General features: G+C 46.6%; 12 protein-coding genes. 9 read left to right on the top strand and 3 right to left on the bottom strand.

The features are described from left to right. Positions 1 to 9 precede the first annotated feature (9 nt). The 3 genes from ACYVD3_RS21825 (at position 10) to ACYVD3_RS21815 (ending at position 4,343) form a co-directional block, all read left to right on the top strand. Positions 10 to 1,293, top strand: coding sequence for an FAD-dependent oxidoreductase (locus ACYVD3_RS21825; protein WP_460644608.1), 1,284 nt, complete (start codon positions 10 to 12; stop codon positions 1,291 to 1,293). Continuing rightward, positions 1,290 to 3,041 carry an FAD-dependent oxidoreductase gene (locus tag ACYVD3_RS21820; protein WP_460644607.1) on the top strand — a complete coding sequence of 584 codons (1,752 nt, stop codon included), beginning with the start codon at positions 1,290 to 1,292 and terminating at the stop codon, positions 3,039 to 3,041. The genes ACYVD3_RS21825 and ACYVD3_RS21820 overlap by 4 nt, the downstream gene beginning before the upstream one ends. 342 nt (positions 3,042 to 3,383) lie before the next feature. Then, complete coding sequence (locus tag ACYVD3_RS21815) at positions 3,384 to 4,343, top strand: D-2-hydroxyacid dehydrogenase (RefSeq protein WP_460644606.1); 960 nt, start codon at positions 3,384 to 3,386, stop codon at positions 4,341 to 4,343. A gap of 169 nt (positions 4,344 to 4,512) precedes the next feature. On the opposite strand, the gene ACYVD3_RS21810 is transcribed toward ACYVD3_RS21815, so the two are convergent. The 3 genes from ACYVD3_RS21810 to ACYVD3_RS21800 are packed head-to-tail and all read right to left on the bottom strand — an operon-like array spanning position 4,513 to position 7,474. Further along, on the bottom strand, positions 4,513 to 5,526 hold the full coding sequence (locus tag ACYVD3_RS21810; RefSeq protein WP_460644605.1) for an ATP-binding cassette domain-containing protein: 1,014 nt from the start codon (positions 5,524 to 5,526) through the stop codon (positions 4,513 to 4,515). After that, positions 5,523 to 6,224: a GTP-binding protein gene (locus tag ACYVD3_RS21805; RefSeq protein ID WP_460644604.1), complete on the bottom strand. Its 702-nt coding sequence runs from the start codon at positions 6,222 to 6,224 to the stop codon at positions 5,523 to 5,525. Before ACYVD3_RS21805 ends, ACYVD3_RS21810 begins: the two co-directional genes overlap by 4 nt. Continuing rightward, complete coding sequence (locus ACYVD3_RS21800) at positions 6,221 to 7,474, bottom strand: ABC transporter substrate-binding protein (protein WP_460644603.1); 1,254 nt, start codon at positions 7,472 to 7,474, stop codon at positions 6,221 to 6,223. Before ACYVD3_RS21800 ends, ACYVD3_RS21805 begins: the two co-directional genes overlap by 4 nt. Before the next feature lie 406 nt (positions 7,475 to 7,880). Between ACYVD3_RS21800 and nirJ2 the strand changes: the two genes are divergently transcribed. From nirJ2 to ACYVD3_RS21770, 6 genes are all read left to right on the top strand, one after another. Further along, positions 7,881 to 8,894, top strand: coding sequence for a putative heme d1 biosynthesis radical SAM protein NirJ2 (gene nirJ2 / locus ACYVD3_RS21795; protein ID WP_460644602.1), 1,014 nt, complete (start codon positions 7,881 to 7,883; stop codon positions 8,892 to 8,894). Further along, entirely contained in the window at positions 8,891 to 9,835 is a 945-nt protein-coding gene (locus ACYVD3_RS21790) for an ABC transporter substrate-binding protein (protein ID WP_460644601.1), read from the top strand. The genes nirJ2 and ACYVD3_RS21790 overlap by 4 nt, the downstream gene beginning before the upstream one ends. After that, positions 9,822 to 10,814, top strand: a complete 993-nt coding sequence (locus ACYVD3_RS21785; protein ID WP_460644600.1) for a FecCD family ABC transporter permease — start codon at positions 9,822 to 9,824, stop codon at positions 10,812 to 10,814. Before ACYVD3_RS21790 ends, ACYVD3_RS21785 begins: the two co-directional genes overlap by 14 nt. Next, entirely contained in the window at positions 10,811 to 11,587 is a 777-nt protein-coding gene (locus tag ACYVD3_RS21780; protein WP_460644599.1) for an ABC transporter ATP-binding protein, read from the top strand. The genes ACYVD3_RS21785 and ACYVD3_RS21780 overlap by 4 nt, the downstream gene beginning before the upstream one ends. A gap of 149 nt (positions 11,588 to 11,736) precedes the next feature. Next, positions 11,737 to 13,821: a sigma 54-interacting transcriptional regulator gene (locus ACYVD3_RS21775; RefSeq protein WP_460644598.1), complete on the top strand. Its 2,085-nt coding sequence runs from the start codon at positions 11,737 to 11,739 to the stop codon at positions 13,819 to 13,821. Between the two features lie 269 nt (positions 13,822 to 14,090). After that, positions 14,091 to 15,266 (top strand): MalY/PatB family protein, encoded by a 1,176-nt coding sequence (locus ACYVD3_RS21770; protein ID WP_460644597.1) that lies wholly within the window; start codon positions 14,091 to 14,093, stop codon positions 15,264 to 15,266. Positions 15,267 to 15,303 lie beyond the last annotated feature (37 nt).

The raw sequence follows: 15,303 nt of genomic DNA, 5'->3' as shown, positions 1-15,303 counted from the left end.
GTTGAGAATATGAAATATATAACAGAAAATAAGAGAGAAATACCCGTAATACGTGAAGTGGATGTGCTGGTACTGGGCGGAGGCCCGGCAGGAATCGGGGCGGCGGTTGCGGCTGCAAGAGAAGGCGCAGTAACCATGCTGGCGGAACAGACGGGAGATGTGGGAGGAATTGCCACCACGGGGCTTATGAGCCACTGGACGGGGAAAACGGAAGGGGGATTTTACGAGGAAATCTTAAGCCGTTCGGCAGAGCTTACCGGAAAAGGACGGCAGATCATCAATCCGGAGCGCTTAAAAACAGTTTTCCTTCGCATGCTTACGGAGGCAGGGGTTTGCCTCCGGTTGTATACCTTTGCCAGCGACGCCATTATGGAAGAAAATGTGATTAAGGGAGTGATCCTGGAAAGCAAATCAGGCAGGGAAGCTGTCCTTGCCAAGATCGTCATTGACGCCACAGGAGACGGGGATATAGCGGCAAAGGCCGGTGCTCCTTATTTTAAGGGCAGAGAAGGCGACGGGCTCATGCAGCCTGCTACGATCATGTTTAAGGTGGCAGGTGTGGATGAGGAAAGGGGCGTTTTTCCAGGCGGCTTTGAAGAAAGCTTTGCCCTTCCTGACGGGGATTTACAGGAGCTGGGAAAAAAATACCTGCCCAGTCCTGCGGGACATGTGCTCTTATACAAGACAACGCTTCCCGGAGTGGTCACCTGTAATATGACCAACTGCACCGGAGTGGACGGCACAAGTGTGGAGGATCTTACAAAGGCAACCCTGGTCTGCAGAGAGCAGATGGAGAAAATAGTTGCTTTTCTTAGAAGATATGTCCCTGGCTTTGAAAACTGTTATATCATCAGCTCCGCCTCCCTGGTGGGAATCCGGGAAACCAGGCATTTTAAAGGAGAAGAGACCATCACAGAGGAGGATATCCTGGAGGCCCGGGTATTCGACAACTGGGTGGTGGCAAAGGCCAGTTTCAATTTTGATGTGCACAATCTGACCGGCAATGGCCTTGATGAAACCGGCTGTCAAAAGCATTTCCCCCAGTCAAAAGGGTATACCATCCCTTACGGCTGTTTCGTGCCTTTAGAAATTGACAATCTGTATCTGGCGGGAAGAAATATTTCAGGAACCCACATGGCCCATTCCAATTACCGCGTCATGCCCATCTGCGCCAATATGGGGCAGGCGGTGGGCATTGCAGCAGCCATGTGCGCCGCTTCAGGAATGATTCCCAGAGCCCTTGAGGTGAAAAAGGTTCAGAGCCGTCTCATGGAATTGGGGGTGAATCCGTGAATACATTTCATTATGACTTTGTCGTAGTGGGAGGCGGTATGTCCGGCGTCTGCGCGGCCATTGCCGCCGCCAGAAGAGGGGCAAAAACGGCCCTGATCCATGACAGGCCGGTGTTAGGGGGCAATGCCAGCTCTGAAATCCGGATGCACATTTGCGGGGCGGATCATCACATGTCGGTTCCCAATGCCAGGGAAACCGGAATTTTAGAAGAGATCCTTCTGGAGAACAAGCGGAGAAACCCGGAGATGGTGTATCCGATTTTTGATTCCGTTCTATGGGAAAAGGTCCATTATCAGGAAAATCTCACCCTTTATTTAAATACTCATATGACGGAGGTTTTATGTGATGGCGACAGGATCCAGGCGGTATGCGCCCTACAGATGACAACGGAGAAAAACTTCTGTATTTACGGCCATCTGTTTTTAGATGCCACGGGAGACGGTGTGCTGGGGGCTAAGGCAGGAGCGGAGTACCGGATGGGAAGAGAGAGCAGTTCCCAATATGGAGAGTCTCTGGCCCCGGAAACAGAGGATCCTTATACCATGGGAAATTCCCTCATGTTCAAGGCCAGGGATATGGGACATGAGGTGCCCTTTATAAAGCCTTTCTGGGCCAATACCTATACCGGGGAGCAGCTTATGCTGCGGGACCACAGCGACGTCACCTCCGGGTACTGGTGGATCGAGCTGGGAGGCGGAGAACGGGATGTGATTTCCCATGGGGAAGAGCTTCGGGATGAACTGTTAAAGGCTGTATTCGGCGTATGGGATCATATTAAAAACGGCGGAGATCACGGAGCGGAGCGTATGGAGCTTGAATGGGTGGGCTTTCTCCCTGGAAAAAGGGAAAGCCGCAGGCTCATAGGAGATTATGTTCTGACGGAAAAGGATTGTCTGGAAAGCACCCGGTTTGAGGATGCCGTAGCCTATGGAGGCTGGCCCATGGATATTCATACGGTAGAAGGCTTTTTAAATGAGGGTGAGGTTCCTACGGTCTGGAACCAGGTAAAAGGCATATACTCCATTCCCTACCGGTGCCTGTATTCAAAAAACATCCGGAACCTGTTTTTAGGAGGCAGGGCCATTAGCTGTTCCCATGTGGCATTTTCCTCCACAAGGGTTATGGGAACCTGTGGGGTCGTAGGCCAGGCAGTAGGTACCGCCGCTTCCATGGCGGTAAAAAGGAATCTGGTACCAAGAGAGATCCTTAACTGTGTGGGAGAGCTTCAGCAGGAGCTTTTAAAGGATGACTGTTATATCCCCTTTATTGTCAACCAGGATCCTGCTGATTACGCCAGGCAGGCGGTAGTGACAGCCACCTGCCATATCCCGGGATCCCAGCCGGAAAAGGCAGTAAACGGAGTAGCAAGAACGGTTGAGGGAGAGTCCAACTGCTGGCGTGCCCCCATAGAGGACCAGCCTTCCCTGCTTTTATCTCTGCCGGAAAAGAAGCCCATCAGGGAAATACGCCTGATACTGGATTCCAATTTAAGCCGGGAGATCACCCCGTCCATAAACCAGGCCGTGCTGTCCAGACAGAAGTCCGGGCCTCCGTGGGAGCTGTTGAAGGAATATGAAGTGGATATCCTTCTGGAAGGGGAGGTTGTGGAGCATATTGCAGCCCGGTCCCAGGGACAGCGGCTTCAGCGGCTCTTCCTTGACGAAACCGAAGGAGACGCCGTCCGGATCAGGGCCATTTCCACATACGGCAGCAGGGAGGCGGGGATTTTTGAAGTGAGAATTTATTGATGCAGAAGTAAGACGTTTCAGCCTTCTCCAGGGTAAAGTATTCCTGGAGAAGGCATTTCTTGTTTTTGGTGACAAGCGGGAAAACATGCCTGTGAAAGAATACGGCTGCAAGGCAATACGCCCATGGTCACGCTAAATGAAAATGGTTTATTGAAATGGTGCAAAGGGAGAAAAATTTACAGATGAGCATTTAACAATATTGCCGCCTCTGATACTCTGTGGTAGAATAAAACAAAATAGTAATATTATTCTTGCTGATACAAAGCCTGCCATGAACCTGGCATGGGTTTTGTCAGAAGATTAACAAACGTTTTCCAGAAGCAGGACAGGAGAAAAGGAAAAATGAAGATCGTAGTATTAGACGGATATACGGAAAATCCGGGAGATTTATCCTGGGGCGGAATGGAAGAATTGGGAGAGGTTACGGTATATGACAGGACTCCGCCGGAGCTGATCGTGGAGAGGATCGGTGATGCAGAGGCAGTCTATACCAACAAGACGCCTGTGAGCAAATCCACATTGGAGGCATGCCCTGATATAAAGTACATCGGTGTGCTGGCAACCGGCTACAATGTTGTGGATGTAGAGGCTGCAAAAGAAAAAGGTATTCCGGTGTCAAATATCCCTGCATATGGGACAGAGGCTGTTGCCCAGTTTACCATCGCTCTTTTATTGGAGCTGTGTCACCATATCGGAGCCCATTCCCAATGTGTCATGGAGGGGGAGTGGACCAGAAGTGAGGATTTTTGCTTTTGGAATTACCCTCTGACAGAACTGGCGGGTAAGACTATGGGCATTATTGGATTTGGAAGAATCGGACAGGCAGCGGCTAAGATTGCCCAGGCTTTGGGAATGGATGTTCTGGCTTGTTCCAGAAACAGAGATGAAAGCCTGGAATCGGAAACCTGCCGTTATACGGACCTGGATGAGCTTCTGGCAAATTCAGATGTGATTTCCCTCCATTGTCCCCTCAGCTCTGATACCCAGGGCATCATCAATAAAGAGACCATATCTAAAATGAAAGACAATGTTATGATCCTCAACAGCTCCAGAGGCCCTCTTATTGTGGAAGAGGATTTAATGGAGGCATTAAACAGCGGCAAAGTCGGCGGTGCGGCGGTTGATGTTATTTCTGTGGAACCCATGAAAGAGGATAATCCGCTGCTGAAAGCAAAAAACTGCATCATTACCCCTCATATTGCCTGGGCTCCAAAAGAAACGAGACAGAGGCTGATGGATATTGCAGTGGATAATCTAAGGTCTTACGTGGAAGGGCAGCCAGGGAATATTGTAAATCAATGATTGGATTTGAAAAGCGGGGCAGAAATACAAAAGCGTTCAGCCCCTCGCCTAAGGTACTCATACGGGTGAGTATGCCATAAGGCGGGGAGTTGGACGCTTTTTATCTGGCGGCCTATGTCTGAACACACCCACCGCCTGAAAGGATACTGTTTTAACCTGTTAAATATGATTATTTTTCCATGTCCAGAGTTCTCACAGACAAGGTGCTTCCCTTACGCAGCTCCTGACGTGCGGTTTGTATCTGGGAATCCATTTTTTCAAGCTCCTCCAACAAGAGTTTTTCTTCCTCACTGGTGTCCAGGACCTTGCTGATTCCTCCGTTTTTAATAATGATCCTCTTATCTGCCATAAGCGCCAGAAGCGGGTCGTGAGTTGCCATCAACACGATCTTGTCGGAGGAGACCAAAAGCTCAAGGGCTTTTTTGCGGTCAATTCCGGCATTTTCGATTTCATCAATGAGAACAATGGGGGAGGAGCTTAAAATAGCAGTATCTGCGATCATCAGGGCTCTGGACTGTCCTCCGCTTAAGCTGGTGACAGGAGTGGTTAAGTCAAACTTTTCTCCTGCCAGGTTATTGGCGGCCAGGATAATCTGTTCAATAACGGTCTGAGGGTTTTCCACCAGACGGCTTACGGCGTGCATCCTTAAAAATTCCTCTACCGTAAGGTCCATGACAAAATTCATGTTCTGGGACAACTGTGCCACCAGCCGGTTGTTGGAGGAGAAACGCCATTTATTATCCGGTTTCTTTCCATTGATCAAAATGCTGCGGCCTGTAGGCGTATCCTTTTGCGCCGCCCATTCAATATCCGCCAAAAGGCGGCTTTTGCCGGAGCCCGTAGGCCCTACGATAGAAATGATCTGAGAGGTTTCCACCGTAAGCTCTGAAAAGCCTTCCGGATTGCCGGATTTGTCATATCCTGCCAGGATTGTCATGGAAAGGACCTGGTTGCTTTTTTCAAGGCCCAGAAACGCACTCATCTGTTCTAAGTAAACAGGAAGATTGGACAGGAGCTTTTCCTTGTCAATGGCCTGATCCTCTAATTCTTCTTCTGTAAAATGCTCTAAATACTCCTTAAAGGTCTTATTCCCGTACCCGGCAATATCCAGCTTATTCTGTTCAAAATACGTGGTTACAAAGGGATATTCCTTAAGAAGCTGGTTTAAGCTTAATTCCATCATGTCTTATCTGCCCCCAAATTGATTTTTTTAACGTTTCCCATCTGAAATGCCTCTCCGATCCTCGTTTCTCCAAGACAATAGGAGCAGAGGGCGGATGGCATGGGGAAGCGAAGCTGCATGCCCTGAACGGATTCAATGTTCTGGTTTTCATCATAGAGAAGGCTTCCCAGTTCGTAGGCTCCCTGTCCGGTCAGGCCGTTTACATGCATGGTGACGGCGCGGGGATTAACAGAACTTACACAGGAGGCGAAAACCTCACGCTCTGCCTGGGAGACGATATCCCCCTTTGTAATCACTACAAAATCAGCGGATTTTAACATGGGACCGATTTTTTTCGGGGTATTGATGCCGGAAAGGTTGTCAATGACGCAGACTCCCTTGATTTCCTTTAAATAGGGGGAACAGCGGTTGCAAAGACCGGCGGATTCGGTGATGAGTAAGTCCAGTTTTTCCTCATTGCCCCAATTTACCACCTCTTCAATATTGGAAGCAAAAAAGTGGTCAGGGCACAGGGCGCCGGAAAGTCCCTTTTTTACCGGTATACCGGCTTTTTCGTAAGCAACATCGTCATCCGTATAGAGACAGTCAAATTTAACAACACCCACCTTTATATCTCTGTTCTGAAAAGAAGCAATGGTTTTTAAGATCACAGACGTCTTCCCGGAGGAAGGAGGGCCTGAAACAATAATCAGATTCATAAAATCTCCTTTTCTGCTGCCTGATAAAACAGCCGTTCTGTAGTCTTGATCAGTTCTCCAATATCATGGCCGTGAATATAATCCCACCCAAGCCACATGAATTTCTGGTCCGGTTTTAAGCGGTTGTCTACCAGCGGATTGGTAGAAGGAAATTTACCGTTAGAGGAAAGGATTTCGCCTATTTCTTTGGAATAGAGGAAGTCCACAAAGGGCTTAACCTTTTCCCTGTTCTTTGATCTTGCCAAAAGGAAAATCGGGCTTATGATCGCGCCATCTTTTGGCCATACAGGGCGCAGGGGACTTTTCTCATCTGCCATGCTGGCAAAAAAGTAGGGAGAAATAGAAACAGCCGGAACCTTATTCCCTTCCTTTGAAATATGGGATTTTACCATCTGGGCCGGATGCATGCTGCGCAATAGAGCTTTTCCCATTTTTTCAATTCCTTCATCCCCGTAATACCGGTGGATGTGCAGCAAAAATGCGTTGAACATGTCCAAGTCCTTCATCGGCATGCTGACGCTGTTTTCAAATTCAGGCTTCATTAAATCAGCCCAGCTTTCTGGAAAGGGACGGTCTCCTAAAACAGCGGTATTTACCATGATAACCGCCGGAACGATGCCGATGATGGCATATTGGTTCTTAGGGTCCTTTAATGAAATTGCATCATTGTCAAAATCAGGATTTATTTGCTTAATATCTGAAATATCTTCAAAGGTACCGGAATCCCGGTAGCGTCCCATAAGGTTTTTATCAAAGAACAAGTCAAAGCCAGCCGATAAGTAGAGGTCTGACAGGGCATCTGCATTGCCGTCTGCGGCGATGATCCGTTCCTTTACATCATCCAGTCCAAGGTTGGCGGATTTTAAATTGTAGTCTACCTTATAGTCCATGGAATCCTTTTGGGAAGCCATCCAGGCTTCGAATTTTTCCAAAAGGGGAAGGCGGATGGGGCAGGGCAGTACGCCTTCGATGCGGATATCGCCGCCGTCTTCCTTTCTTGTAGGAGTGAGGCCGGAAGTGAGGTCCGGAATGTTTTGCTTTATGGTTTCCTCCAGCTTTTCTATGAAAAGCTCCTGATTGAGCTTACGCATGGATAAAGCCATTTCCAGAGTGACGGTCTTTCCAAGGGTGTTGCGCATAACAGGATTGTTTAAATGCTCAAAACCATTTGTAACAAACAATCCGATTGTTTCGGGGTATTTTTCAGTTATATCGTAAATGGTGTCAGTCGCTTTTATATAATGTGCCATTTTTCTTCCTTTCTATATGTGATAACGGTTTAAACGATGTGATAGGATTATCATAGCATATGATTTCCCATTTGGTTGTTGTAATTACAACACATGCGGAATTGTTAATGATATTATTTATTGATTTCTGTAAAAATGTGCCGTTTTCCATGAAAGATTGAAAAGGTCATTTCTGTGCGTTTGGGGGAGGTCAAAAGGATTATTTCTGCGTTTCCCCTGGTTTTTAAGCTAAAATTTATAATGGATACAGTTTTTGGAAAGCTGTTTTTCCTGATCATATAAAGGGTACTGAAAACAGCGCTTATTTTCATAATACCGGTAAATATTTTAAATTTATGGAATGAAAAAGGACTGACGCAATTATGATGAATTAAATGGTTTAAAGTTTAGGACAAGGAGAACGCATATGATCGTTTCATGGATGACAACAAACCAGTGTAATCTTAAGTGCAAGCATTGTTACCAGGATGCCGGCAGCAAAAAGACAGATGAATTAACAACGGAGGAAGCCAAAAAGCTGATCGACGAAATTGCGAGGGCCGGTTTTCGCATTATGATATTCAGCGGAGGGGAACCGCTGATGCGCCCGGATATCTATACTCTGGTATCCTATGCAGCCGGTGCGGGCCTTCGGCCTGTTTTTGGCACCAACGGTATGCTGATTACCATTGAGGCAGCCAAAAAGCTGAAAAAATGCGGAGCCGCAGTCATGGGGATCAGTCTTGACAGCCTGGATGAACAAAAGCACAACAGGTTCAGGGGAGATGAAAATGCATACCGGCTGACCTTAGAGGGGATAGGGAACTGTAAAAAGGCCGGTTTGCCCTTTCAGATCCATACCACGATCATGGACTGGAATCAGGAGGAAGTGGGAGATATCATTGATTTCAGCGTGAAATCAGGTGCTGTAGCCAATTACCTGTTTTTCCTCATTCCGGTGGGCAGAGGGAGATATCTGGAAGAAACCTCGCTGAAAGTCATGGAGTACGAAACGCTTCTGCAGACCATTATGAAGAAGCAGAAGGAGGTTCCCATTGATATCAAGCCCACCTGTGCCCCTCAATTTACAAGGGTAGCAAAGGAGATGGAGGTGGATACCCGCTTTACCAGAGGCTGCCTTGCCGGGCTTTCCTATTGTGTGGTAAGCCCTGTGGGAAAGGTCCGTCCCTGTGCTTATATGGTGGAAGAAGCAGGAGATATCCGCAAGGAGCCTTTTGATGAGATATGGAATAACAGCAGCCTGTTTAAAACCCTGCGCACCCGGGAGTACAAGGGGACATGCCGTGACTGCATTTACGGGAAAGAGTGCGGAGGCTGCCGCGCACGGGCAGGATATTATAATGACGGCGATTATATGGCGGAAGACAGCTATTGTGCTTACGGAAAACTATTATGCAAAGAAGGTGCCTTGATCCAGTGAAGAAAAAAACCATGGTGTATGCAGTGATGCTTCTTATGATAGTAAATATGCTTGCCGGGTGCGGCAGCAGGACAGGGGGACCGGCAGCCGGGACGGCGGAGGGGTACTGCTTTACCGATGCCCTTGGCCAGGAGGTGACGGTTCAGGATCCGGAACGTGTGATAGCTTTAATGGGTGGCTTTGCAGAAGTCTGGCTGGCAGCCGGAGGCAGCCTGGCAGGTGTTACGGATGATGCATTTGAGGAAAGGGGGCTGGGGCTTTCAGAGGAAACTGTTTCCGTGGGGAAGTATAACAGTCCCAACGTAGAAAAAATCATAGCCTTAAACCCGGATCTTGTTATATTGTCATCAGAAACCAAGGAACATACAGCGCTCAAAGAGGTTTTGAAACAGGCAGGCATTACGGCTGCCTACTTTAAAGTGACATATTTTGAAGACTACCTGTCCATGCTTAAAACCTGTACGGAAATAACCGGAAGAAATGAAATGTATCAGAAAAACGGGCTGGCTGTAAAGACAGAGATTGAGGAAATCCTTTCCGGCTCAAAGCCTCAGGATCCGCCTTCTGTTTTACTTCTCATTACCTATTCCGGCGGAGCGGTGGCGCAGAATTCCAGGACCATGACAGGCAAAATGTTAAATGACCTGGGGTGCCAAAATATAGCCGATGAGAATCAAAGCCTTTTAAAGGAGTTCAGCATGGAAAGCATCATAAAGGAAGACCCGGATTATATTTTTGTGATCCCAATGGGAAATGACGATGATCTTGCCATGAAAAATTTAAAGGAAAGCATTGAAAAGAATCCGGCATGGAATGGTCTTACTGCCGTTAAAAAGGACCGTTACATCCTTCTGCCAAAGGAAAAGTTCCTTTATAAACCCAATGGGAAATGGGGAGAAAGCTATAAATACCTTTCGGAGATTCTTTATGGAAAGAAATAATAAGCCCCGGCTGCTTATCCTTTTGTCAGCAGCAGGACTGGCGGTTTCAGTGTTGCTGGGATTATGCCTTGGAACCAGCAATATGAGGCCATCGGTTCTCATTGCCACCCTGTCTGCAGGGAAACCTGATGATTTTTTATACCGGATACTCCTTACGGTGCGTCTGCCGAGAGTGGCAGCAGCCCTGCTTGCAGGAAGCGCTCTTGGGGTATCCGGTGCCATCATTCAGTCCGTACTAAACAATCCCCTGGCAAGTCCGAATATCATAGGAGTAAATGCAGGAGCAGGGCTGGCGGTTCTGCTGGCATCTGCGTTTCTTCCGCCAGACCCGCTTTATCTGCCCTTGTCGGCATTTTCCGGCGGGCTCCTTGCCTGTATGCTGGTTCTGGCAATTACCATGTCCGGCAGGCTGTCAAGGGTCATGCTGGTTTTAACAGGCTTTGCGGTTAACAGTATTTTCACCGCGGGAATGAACACGGTAATGATTTTATATCCGGATGCCTACGTAGGTGCAGGGAATTTTCTGGCGGGAGGGCTTTCCTCAGTTACTTCTAAGGTTCTTGTCTATCCTTCGGTTTTTATTGTCACAGGTTTTATTCTTGCGATGCTTTGTTCCAAGGGTCTTAACATTTTAAATCTTGGGGCAGACAGCGCAAAAGCCCTGGGCATGAATGTAAATGCCTGCCGGTGTGCTTACCTGGCCATTGCGGCCATCCTTGCAGGCGCTGCCGTCAGCTTTGCCGGGATGATCGGCTTTGTGGGCCTTCTGGTTCCCCATGGGGTAAAATTAATGATCGGCCAGGACAACCGGTTCGTCATCCCTGCCAGCGCCCTGACAGGAGGCATGTTTGTTATTTTGTGTGATTTGCTGGCGAGAACCTTATTCCTGCCTTATGAGCTGCCGGTGGGTATTTTGATGTCTCTCATGGGAGGGCCGTTTTTTCTTTATCTGATACTTAAAAACAGGCGGAAGGGATGATGGAAATTATGATCAGGCTTGAGGGTGTGACTTATTCTTATAACAGACAGCCCCTGATTCAGGAGATGGATTTGAGTTTTGAAAAAGGAAGGATTACTACCATCGTCGGACCCAACGGATGCGGAAAAAGCACTGTGTTAAAGCTGGCTTCCCGGCTGTTGCATCCTGATAAGGGCATGGTGTTTTTAGAGAATAAAGAGATCGGAAGCATGAAACGGAAGGAGTTTGCCAGGAACGTATCCGTGCTGCTTCAAAGCAGCCACATACCGGATATGACAGTGGAAGATGCGGTGATGTCAGGGAGATATCCCCATCAGTCCTCTGTCAGTTTTTCTTCTGCCGAGGATAAACGTCTGACGGAATATGCCATGAAAATGACCTGCTGCCAGTCTCTGCGAAGCAAAAATATGCGTCAGCTTTCAGGGGGAGAGCGGCAGCGGGCCTTTCTTGCCATGGTACTGGCTCAGGATACGCCGGTTATTTTCCTGGATGAACCCACAACGTATCTTGATATTAATGTTTCCTATGAAATCATGGAGCTTATAAGCAGTTTAAACAGGAAGCTTGGAAAAACCATTGTACTGGTTTTGCATGATCTCAATCTGGCTCTTAATTATTCAGACCGGCTGGCTGTAATGGAAAAGGGGAGAGTAGCTGCTTATGAAGATGCTTCCGACCACAGGGTCCATAGCTGTATCAGCGATATTTTTAAGGTGGATATCCGGCGGCTGACGGAAAAGGGGAAGTCTTATTATTATTCCTTTAAAATATAAAAAGCGTTGGCCCGCATTTGGAGAATCCCATTGGCTTTTGAAAAAAATCTGATCTTTACCTGCTTTTTTTGCTGTGTTATACTTGAGACAAGGAGTGAGAGCAGCGTGGACAGATGTTGGAGTCTTTTATTGTCACAGGAAGGTAAAGCATGAAAAAGAGTATTGCGGTTATTGCATTAGACCCATTTGCGGGAAAAGCATATGCGCAGCAGGTTCGGTCGGTGTTTGGGGAACGGGCTGTTGTACGTAACTACAGCATGATGGATGGAACGGCAGCAAATATGGAACCTTGCGATTTGTATATGGGCTCCACAGATGCGTTTGATGCTATGGGGGATCCAAGCCGGTATATTCCGCTCAAAGCGCAGCGGATGGAAATTCAGGTTACTTATTTAAAGGAAGCTGTGCGCCGTCTGGAAGAAATCCCAAAGGGGACGAAGGTTCTTTACGTTAATATCACAGAGGTCATGGCAAGGGAAGCAGTGACACAGTTAGAGCAGTTGGGAATTACTCATTTAAAGTTTATACTTTATGCACCGGGAAGCATACTGACTGATATGGCAGAGATTGCTGTTACTCCCGATGAAGAGCGTTATGTGCCCAGTGGAATTCCCACAATTATAAATCTGGGACAGAGAACCTGTTCTTCTGATACAATGATTGAAGCCGCATTTAGGCTTGGTTTTGACGATTTGCTGGAAGAGGTTGAATTTAAACAGTACCAGGAGTCGGTATGTACCAATACCTATTATTTTGATCAGATGTTTAACCGTTCCAGGAGGTTGGAGAGTCAGTTTGATATTCTTATGGAAGTACTTGATCAGGGCGTGATCGCGGTAAATGAACATGGAGAGATCTATGCAATCAACAAAAATGCTGCCGATATCACCCGGGTTCCGGAGAATCTCGGCCTTTCAAACGTGGGGGAAGAAGTATTTCCCTATATACCATTCCGGAAATGTTTGGAGGAGAAAAAGGAGACCAGCCCGCAAGTTGTAAGAGTTGCCGGAAATCTGGTAAGCCTTTACGTCCGTCCGGTGTTAAGGCGGGATGCTTGTGTTGGTGCATTTGCCATTTTGCAGAAGTTTAATGAGATGGAGCGCCGTCAGAACGAACTGCGGGTTCAATTGATGAAGAAAGGGCAGGGGCATAGGGCTAAATATTGCTTTGATGATGTGATTGGAAAGTCCGAACCCATATTAAAAACTAAATTTATTTTAAATAAAATGGCCTGTACGGAATCCCCTGTTTTGTTAATTGGGGAAACCGGAACCGGTAAGGAGCTGTTTGCACACTCCGTTCATAACGCATCAAAACGAAGGGATCAGCCTTTTGTGGCAATCAACTGCGCGGCTATGCCGGAAAATTTATTGGAAAGTGAGTTGTTTGGCTATGAAGAAGGCGCCTTTACCGGCGCGAAAAAGGGAGGCCGTCCAGGCCTGTTTGAATTCGCCCATCAGGGAACTCTGTTCTTAGACGAAGTAGAGGGCATGAGTCCGGCCTTGCAGGTAAAGCTGCTGCGTGTTTTGCAGGAACGGGAAATCATGCGGGTTGGCGGAAATCAAATTATTCATGTTGATGTGCGGATTGTTGCTGCAACCAATGAAGAGCTTGAGCAAAAAGTAGCGGAAGGCACTTTCCGTCAGGATCTTTATTACCGGCTGAATGCCTTGCCGGTGCTGATCCCCCCGCTTCGGAAGAGGGATGAAGATGTATTCTTAATTCTGGATCATTTTCGAAAAGAACTTGGGGGAAGATTCCTGTTAAGTGAGGATATCAAAGAGTTGTTCCGTAAATACAAATGGCCGGGGAATATACGGGAACTGCACAATGTGATAGAATATTTGTGTTTTACCGGTCATACCGTAATAACAATTGATGATTTGCCTCCGGTTTTTTGTATTGATAAAGATAGAGAAGCGGTGCATGGAGCAAAAGAGGCAGAGTTAAATATCCATTCCCCACATAAGCCGCCTCAATACCAAAATACATCCCATATGCCCACCCGGCAGGAGCGGGTGATTCTGGAAATTCTTTACGATGCAGAACGTACAGGACAATCCATTGGCCGGGAAAAAATTCTGTTGGAGGCACAGACACGTAATATAAAATTAACTCAGCCTCAGGTACGCAAAATATTAGGCAGATTAGAGGAAAGCGGCTACGTAACTGTTACGAAGGGCAGAGGCGGAAGCAGTATTACCAAAAAGGGAGTCGGTTGGATAAGCGATTAATTAGCAAAGACAGCTTGGTATGCAACCACATAAGGATTGTTTTTCGACCTGTTTATGACCAATTTAAAACCAATTATTAACCAGTTGACAATCGGAAAGAAAAAGGTTTCATTTCCCGGCAAAATTCTGCAAGACATCGCAAAAAAATAAACGTAGAAAAGGAAGCATTTACAGGCCTTTTCTACGTTTTTATTCATAATTTTCTTTTTGATAAAAAGTTGGCATGGTTGTTGCTCTATATAAAAATATAAAACTGAAAGGAGCTTTATATGAAGTACAATTTTGATATGGTTGTTGACCGATGTAAAAACCGCGCGGGAAAATACGATGAGAGGCAAAAAAAGTTTGGTACCATGGATGTTCTTCCCCTTTGGGTTGCAGATATGGATTTCCAGACTGCACAGCCAATCATTGATGCATGTGTGGAAAAGGCAAAGGAAGGGATCTGGGGGTATACCTATCGTCCTGACTCCTATTTTGATGCAATACTTGGCTGGCAGTTTCGCAGACATGGCTGGAAGATTGACAAGGAAAAAGTAAGCTGGAGCTTAGGAGTTGTACCTGCGCTGTCTGCAATTGTCAAGGTATTTACCAATAAAGGAGACTCAATTATGATTCAGACTCCTGTGTATTCTGAATTTTATGATATTACGGAAGCATGGGAAAGAAAAGTAGTTGAAAATCAATTGGTTGAACAGGGGGGGGAATGGACCATTGATTTTGCAGATTTCCAGGAGAAAGCAAAAGATCCAAAGGTGAAGATCTTTCTTTTGTGCAGCCCCCATAATCCTCTTGGGATTGTCTGGACGAAAGAGCAGTTGCAGAAGATGTTTGAAATTTGTTATGCCAATGATGTGCTGATGGTTTCTGACGAAATACATTCAGATCTGGTGTTCCATGGAAAGGAACATATTCCAACAGCTATGATATCTGACAAGGCCAGAGATAATGTCATAAGTTGTATTTCAGGTACTAAGACATTTAATCTTGCAGGATTACAGGCATCGACCAATGTTTTCCCCAGCCGGGAAATGAAAGCTGCTTTTGATAAGTTCTGGATGAATTTAGACATTCACAGGAATAATGCATTCAGTTCAGTAGCTATGGAAGCGGCGTTTAATGAGGGAGAAGAGTGGTTAGAGCAATTGCTTCCGTATCTCTCTGAAAACTTTGATTTTATCAAAGATTATTGTGAAAAGTACATTCCTAAAATCAAACCCAATGTACCGGATGCGACTTACCTGGTATGGCTGGATTGCCGGGAGTTGGGAATGAATAATGAAAGATTAAGGAAATTCATGATTGAAGACGCAAAGCTGGGCTTAAATGAAGGCTATACCTTTGGACGGAGCCTTTCCGGTTATATGCGGTTAAATGCGGCATGTCCGCGAAGCGTGCTTGTAAAAGCCATGAAACAGTTGGAGGCTGCAGTAAATCGTCTGTGAGATAAAGAAATGATAGAAGTCACTTGAAGTCAAAATT

The organism is Lacrimispora brassicae (genome assembly GCF_054772055.1).
Note: the sequence above shows the minus strand (reverse complement) of the source record. Positions and strands in the feature narration are given on the sequence as shown.

Bases quoted from the DNA above. Each gene is read 5' to 3' on its own strand.
- ACYVD3_RS21775 (WP_460644598.1), top strand. From the start codon at position 11,737: ATGAAAAAGAGTATTGCGGTTATTGCATTAGACCCATTTGCGGGAAAA.
- ACYVD3_RS21770 (WP_460644597.1), top strand. From the start codon at position 14,091: ATGAAGTACAATTTTGATATGGTTGTTGACCGATGTAAAAACCGCGCG.
- ACYVD3_RS21780 (WP_460644599.1), top strand. From the start codon at position 10,811: ATGATGGAAATTATGATCAGGCTTGAGGGTGTGACTTATTCTTATAAC.
- ACYVD3_RS21805 (WP_460644604.1), bottom strand. From the start codon at position 6,224: ATGAATCTGATTATTGTTTCAGGCCCTCCTTCCTCCGGGAAGACGTCT.
- ACYVD3_RS21815 (WP_460644606.1), top strand. From the start codon at position 3,384: ATGAAGATCGTAGTATTAGACGGATATACGGAAAATCCGGGAGATTTA.
- ACYVD3_RS21810 (WP_460644605.1), bottom strand. From the start codon at position 5,526: ATGATGGAATTAAGCTTAAACCAGCTTCTTAAGGAATATCCCTTTGTA.
- nirJ2 (WP_460644602.1), top strand. From the start codon at position 7,881: ATGATCGTTTCATGGATGACAACAAACCAGTGTAATCTTAAGTGCAAG.
- ACYVD3_RS21800 (WP_460644603.1), bottom strand. From the start codon at position 7,474: ATGGCACATTATATAAAAGCGACTGACACCATTTACGATATAACTGAA.
- ACYVD3_RS21825 (WP_460644608.1), top strand. From the start codon at position 10: ATGAAATATATAACAGAAAATAAGAGAGAAATACCCGTAATACGTGAA.
- ACYVD3_RS21785 (WP_460644600.1), top strand. From the start codon at position 9,822: ATGGAAAGAAATAATAAGCCCCGGCTGCTTATCCTTTTGTCAGCAGCA.